Source organism: Streptomyces oryzae (genome assembly GCF_017676365.1).
Lineage (GTDB): Bacteria > Actinomycetota > Actinomycetes > Streptomycetales > Streptomycetaceae > Streptomyces > Streptomyces oryzae.
Map to the genome: position 1 here is coordinate 1 of NZ_JADKMA010000299.1, position 5,438 is coordinate 5,438.

The window sequence follows — 5,438 nt, forward strand, 5'->3', positions numbered from 1 at the left end:
CCCCTACCCCCGAGACACCACTGGCACCGCCACCCCAACAGCCCACGGCACCAACGGCCCAGGCGCCCTCGAGCGCCCCGCCTCTCCTCGGGCTGAGCCCTGGCCCGGCCGTCGGCAACACAGTGGACGACGCCGGCCAAGCGGTGGGCATCGGGACAGCTGGCAGCGCCGCAGACGACACCTCGGATGCCGCGGACCCCGTGACCCAGATCCTGGAAGCGCCCGGCGCCGCCCTCGTCAGCTCGGCCACCCCTGACCTGTGGGCCGCCACCAAGACGGCCCGCGCCAAGCTCGGCCCCGTCCACGTCTTCGACCCGACGCACGCCTGTGACACCCCCGACCGCCTCCGTTGGTCCCCGCACCACGCCTGCGCCGACCGCGCCACCGCCGCGGCCCGCGCCACAGCCCTGCTGGCCCCGCTGCGCTCCCCTCGCCCCATCGACGCGACGACGCACACGACGGCCGAGACCGTCCTGCGGTGCTGGCTGCACGCCGCAGCACTGGAGAAGCGCCCGTTCCGCGAAGTACACCGCTGGGCACTCGCAACGGCACAGACTGCGGACGCCGTTCAGATCCTGCGGACCCACCCCCAGGCCGCCTCCGGCTCCGCCGGCGAGCTCGAGTCCGCCCTGTCGGGCCACCCGCAACTACGCGCAGACGCCGTCGCCTTGATCCGCCGCGCACTGGCACCGCTGGGCCAGCTGCATGTCCGCAACGCATGCTCGGCGGAACGAGCCGACCGCGTCGCGTTGGAATCCTTCATCGCCGAAGCGGGCACTCTCTACGTAGTGGGCGAGGACCCGGATGTCCTTCCGATCCTCAACGCGCTCACCCAGAGCGTGGTCGAGCACGGCCGCCGCATGGCCGCACGGTCATCTGACGGTCGGCTCGACCCACCACTGACGACGATCCTCCACCTGCCGCCGAAGCCGGGTGTGAGTAGTTGAGGTGCAGGAAATCCCGGTGAGAATGATCTTGCTGGGTTTGCCTACAGCTCGAACTCCAGCTGCCCGGCGACTTCGAGCTTCGCGTGGCGGGTTTCGGCACGGGTTCGGGCGTGGTGTTCCCGGTCGTAGTGCAGGTGACAGCCCTGGCACATGGCCCGGAGGTTGGCGGGATCGCAGTTCTCCGGCGTGTGGTCGAGGTGCGCGGTCGTCAGGATGACGCGGGATCCGGTGCCGTACGCGGCACCTCAACCTGACAATCAAGCCGGTCAGCCGCCCCAAGGACGGCATGGAGGACCAGCTCGGCTCGCTCGGCCTGGTCCTCAACGCCATCGTGCTCTGGACCACCCGCTACATCGACGCCGCAGTCGCCCAGCTCCAGGCCGAGGGCCATGAGATCCGGGACGAGGACATCGCCCGGCTCTCCCCGCTCAAGCACCGCAACCTGAACCTGCTCGGCCGCTACAGCTTCACCGCCTCGACCCCGGCCGCCGACGCCCTGCGCCCGCTGCGCGACCCGGACGCGCCCGAGCTGGACGAGGACGACGAAGGCGTGGACTGAACGCCCACATCGGGGTGACGCGGGCATATCAGGTGGCCGAGGTGCTCGGAAATCGCAAGCGCCGGTAGGGGAGCTGATGTCAGGCTGCCTGGTATGCCGTACATGGGTGGCAACCCGAATACGCGGGAAAGGGGCCGTGAAGCCGCGGAATTGCTGGTCGGGGGCAGTGTCGGGCAGCTGGTCCGCGGTGGTTAGGCTGCTCGGGTCTTTGTCGCGTCGTGTTTCTTCGGGGTGTCAGTGACGTCGATCGACCGCACCGCGTACCCGCGGTTCGTACCTGGGGTAATTCCCGAGGCTGGACCAGGTTCCCGGGTCGGCGCCGGTCATCTGCGTGGCGTGCTGGGGCCGGCCGAGGACGTGCCGTGCGTGGTGGACGCGGACCGGACTGGCAAGCGGCACGGCGGTCCGGTTGATGATCTTGCCGGGCTCGCCGGCTCGTACTCCGAGGAGGGGGAGGGTCGCATGGCCACCGGGATCGGTGCACGTCCGGCGCCCGCCTTGCGGCGGTACGTCGACTCGTATGTCGGTTTCGACCTCCGCGGGCTCGCGGCGGGGGTGCACTGCGGCCCGCCAAGTCGCGTTCTCACTGCGGTGATCAGCCTGTCAGACCCTTTGGAGGTGGCGGCGGGCGTTGGCGACGGGTCACCGGTCACCCGATTCGGCAGTGTGGCCGGCGGTCTGATGGGCCGGTCCGTCGCGATCCACCACGACGGACGCCAGCAAGGTGTGAAGGTGGCGCTGACACCGCTCGGGGCTCGGGCCATCTACGGCATGCCCGCCGCTGTGCTCGCCCACCGACTGGTCTCACTGGACGAGCTTCTCGGAGCGCTTGGCGTCGAACTGGCCGACCGGCTCCGAGCGGCATCGACATGGGCGGCTCGGTTCACCGTACTGGACGAGTTGCTCCTGCGAGCTGTTGGTCGTGGCGCCGTCAGCGACCGTGTGCGCCGGATGCGCCCCGAGGTGGCCGAGGCCTGGCGCCGCCTCGTCGCCGCACGAGGCTGCGTCCAGGTCGGTGCAGTCGCCGAGGAACTGGGCTGGAGCCGCCGGCACCTCACCGAACGGTTCCGTGGCGAGCTGGGCCTGTCGCCGAAAGCCTTCGCCCGCGTTCTCCGCTTCGAGCACGCGCACGACCTGGCGACGGCGCGGGACCGGCTCCCGTGGGCCGATGTTGCGACCATCTCCGGCTACGCCGACCAGGCCCACCTCGTGCGGGACTGGCTCGAGTTCACGGGCCGAACGCCGACGGCCTGGCGTCACAGCGAGGTCCTCCTCGGGACCGGGTAGTCGCCGACCGACCGCCCGTGGCGTCGGCTTGTGTTCCCATTCCTTCAAGACCACCAGGTCGCTGCGGTGTGACGATCGTCGGCATGAGACTCGTCAACGAACACAACGCCATTGACCTGCGGACCACCCCCGTGCACCTCGGACTGGGATCGACAGCGAAACCCGTCGAGGGCTTCGCCTGGGACCCGGAGGTGCTCCAGGCCTACAGCGCCGCGGTTGCGGCAGACGGCGCCGAGGGCCGGATGGTGATGGTCTTCGACGGCGACGGCCCCGGTGACCATTGGGAAAGCCACCCCGCTGGCGACGAACTGCTTGTCTGCCTCAGCGGGTCGGTGACGGTCACCCGCGACCTGGACGGAGTGCCCGACCGCGTTCTGCTCGGGCCCGGCGAGGCCACCATCAACCCAGCCGGGGTATGGCACGCGGTCGACATGACCGGGCTGACGTCCATCCTGACCATCACCGCCGGCCTCGGCACCGACCACCGTCCTCGCACCGACACCCACCCGACCGAACGCATCGGCGTGCCGGGACCGGAAGCACCATGACGACACGCATCGCCTGCCTCGGCGACAGCCTCACCCGCGCGCTGATCAGCGTCGACTACCTGGACCTCCTCGGACGACGCCACCCACCCGGTGATCTGCAGCTTGCCCGCTTCGGCGCCAACGGTGACTTCGCCTACAACCTCTTGCAGAGCCTCGACGCCGTCATCGCGAACCCACCCGACGTCATCACCGTGTTGATCGGGACCAACGACGCCCGAGCGAGCCTTGCCGGCTACCGCGTCGATAAGGCCATGAAGCGCAAACAGCTCCCCGAACGCCCGTCAGCCGGCTGGTTCCAGCAGTGCCTGGGAGCCGTCGTCGAACGACTGCGAGCGGAGACCGACGCGACGATCGGTCTGCTGTCGCTCCCAGTTCTCGGCCAACAACTCGACGGAGCAGCGGCGCAGGCATCGCAGCGGTACAGCCGGATGATCGCCGAAGTCGCCACCACCAACGAGGTGACTTACCTTCCACTCCACGAACGCCAGATCGAGGAACTTCGCCAAGCGGACCCACCGCCGATTCCCTACCGGGAGGTGACCCCCGCAGCGGGCCTCGGCGTCCTCGTCCAACACGCCGTGCTTCGCCGCAACCTCGACACGATCTCGCGGCGCCGAAACCTCGTGCTCACGACCGACCACATCCACCAGAACAGCCGCGGCGCCACCCTGATCGCTGAGGTCATCGACGCCGGTCTCCTGACCCAGAACGCATAGCTGGTTCCGGAGCCGTAACCAGCTGTATGCCAACTACCGCGCCAAGGTGGCGTGCGATCCAGACGCCGGTGCCGGCGGCAAGCACGCCGGCACCGGCGATGCGGCCCCTTCCTGGCGTATTCGGTTCCCACCCCTACATGGTCCGCAACGACTGGCAGAGCCGAGGCCCAGCCATGGCCGCCGTTGTTCACACTCACGGACAGCACTGCCTCGGGGCGAAGAACGGGCGCCGTCGCCGCCTCTGGCGGCCGCGAGGGCGTAAGGCCGAACGGGGCGGCGGGAAAAGGGCAGGCTGGACACACCCTCACCAGGGTTCAACCCTGCGACCGAGGATCGAACCCTGCCCGCCTGTCGTCAAACGATGGCGAACCATGGTTTTTGACGGCCCGGCAGGCGGTCAAGCGGCCTGGAGAGCGGTGCGGATGGTGTCCGCGACCGGCGGGGCGCGAGCGTGGGATCGGCGCGGTGCCCAGACCGGGCCACCGCGTCGTACAGCCGCCGCTCGGCCGCCGTACGCGCCTCCACCACCTGCCGCGCCAGCACGCTCACCCCCGGCAGCAGCACCCGGTGCCGCCGCAGCCACGTCACCGCGTGGTCGAACAGCGCCACCGGCCCCTCGGCGTGCGTCCACGCCCGCCCGTACAGGCAGCTCCGGAACTCCCGGCCCCACCGCCGATCGTGAAGTCCCGGTACTGGACCGCTTCTGGATCTCCGCCGCGTGCTCGTACACCGTCGAGCGCCGCTCCGCGTACCGCTTCACGCACGAGGCATCCGCGATCCCGAGCTGCCCAGCCAGGTACTCCACGACCTCCCACGGCACCGCGAGCGGGTCCTCCCCCCAGGAACCGGCCGATGTAGCGGACCGTGCAGATCTGCACCGCCATTCCCAGCCGGTGCCCGTTCGTACGACGCAGCGCGATCAGGTCGCGGTCGTCATCGTCCAGGAAGAAGAAGCGCTCCAGCTCCGGGCGCGTGGGCGCCTCGCGGAACGTCCCATACGCCTCGGCCTGCTCATCAGTCAGAAACTCCACTGGCACGAGGCGGACCGTAGTCAGCTCCGGAGACCGCCCGGCGATCTTCTCGCGAACCCCAGCGGGAACCCCGACCGGTGCGCTAGCCGACCAAGATCAATCTCACCGGGATTTCCTGCACCTCACCTACTCACACCCGGAAGCCGTGAGCCGGCGCTCTTCCGCTGATCGAGGAATCGAGGAAGGGACGCGGATGGGCACCGAAAACACGAGAAAGAAACACAAAAAGGGCCTTGTTGGCGTCTGCCAACAAGGCCCTCACATTTTAAAGTTTGTTCGGCGGTGTCCTACTCTCCCACACACTCCCGCATGCAGTACCATCGGCGCAGTGAAGCTTAGCTTCCGGGTTC

At 69.2% G+C, this 5,438-nt stretch carries 3 protein-coding genes, 1 rRNA gene and 3 pseudogenes; 5 read left to right on the forward strand and 2 right to left on the reverse strand.

Annotation, left to right across the window (positions count from 1 at the left end; translation table 11 throughout):
- The 5 genes and pseudogenes from ITI46_RS32815 to ITI46_RS32840 all read left to right on the forward strand — a co-directional run.
- Window positions 1-947, forward strand: a pseudogene (locus ITI46_RS32815) (hypothetical protein); the annotation flags it as partial.
- A gap of 277 nt (window positions 948-1,224) precedes the next feature.
- Window positions 1,225-1,506, forward strand: a pseudogene (locus ITI46_RS32825) (Tn3 family transposase); the annotation flags it as partial.
- A 462-nt stretch (window positions 1,507-1,968) separates the two neighbouring features.
- A complete protein-coding gene (locus ITI46_RS32830; RefSeq protein ID WP_209243597.1) occupies window positions 1,969-2,793 on the forward strand; it encodes an AraC family transcriptional regulator in 825 nt (274 codons plus the stop codon).
- A gap of 83 nt (window positions 2,794-2,876) precedes the next feature.
- Entirely contained in the window at window positions 2,877-3,341 is a 465-nt protein-coding gene (locus ITI46_RS32835) for a cupin domain-containing protein (protein WP_209243598.1), read from the forward strand.
- Entirely contained in the window at window positions 3,338-4,057 is a 720-nt protein-coding gene (locus ITI46_RS32840; RefSeq protein WP_209243599.1) for an SGNH/GDSL hydrolase family protein, read from the forward strand. Before ITI46_RS32835 ends, ITI46_RS32840 begins: the two co-directional genes overlap by 4 nt.
- Before the next feature lie 446 nt (window positions 4,058-4,503).
- On the opposite strand, the pseudogene ITI46_RS36165 reads toward ITI46_RS32840, so the two are convergent.
- Together ITI46_RS36165 and rrf are read right to left on the reverse strand one after the other, a co-directional pair.
- Window positions 4,504-5,094, reverse strand: a pseudogene (locus ITI46_RS36165) (DUF4158 domain-containing protein); the annotation flags it as partial.
- A gap of 268 nt (window positions 5,095-5,362) precedes the next feature.
- Window positions 5,363-5,438, reverse strand: a 5S ribosomal RNA gene (gene rrf, locus ITI46_RS36270); the annotation flags it as partial.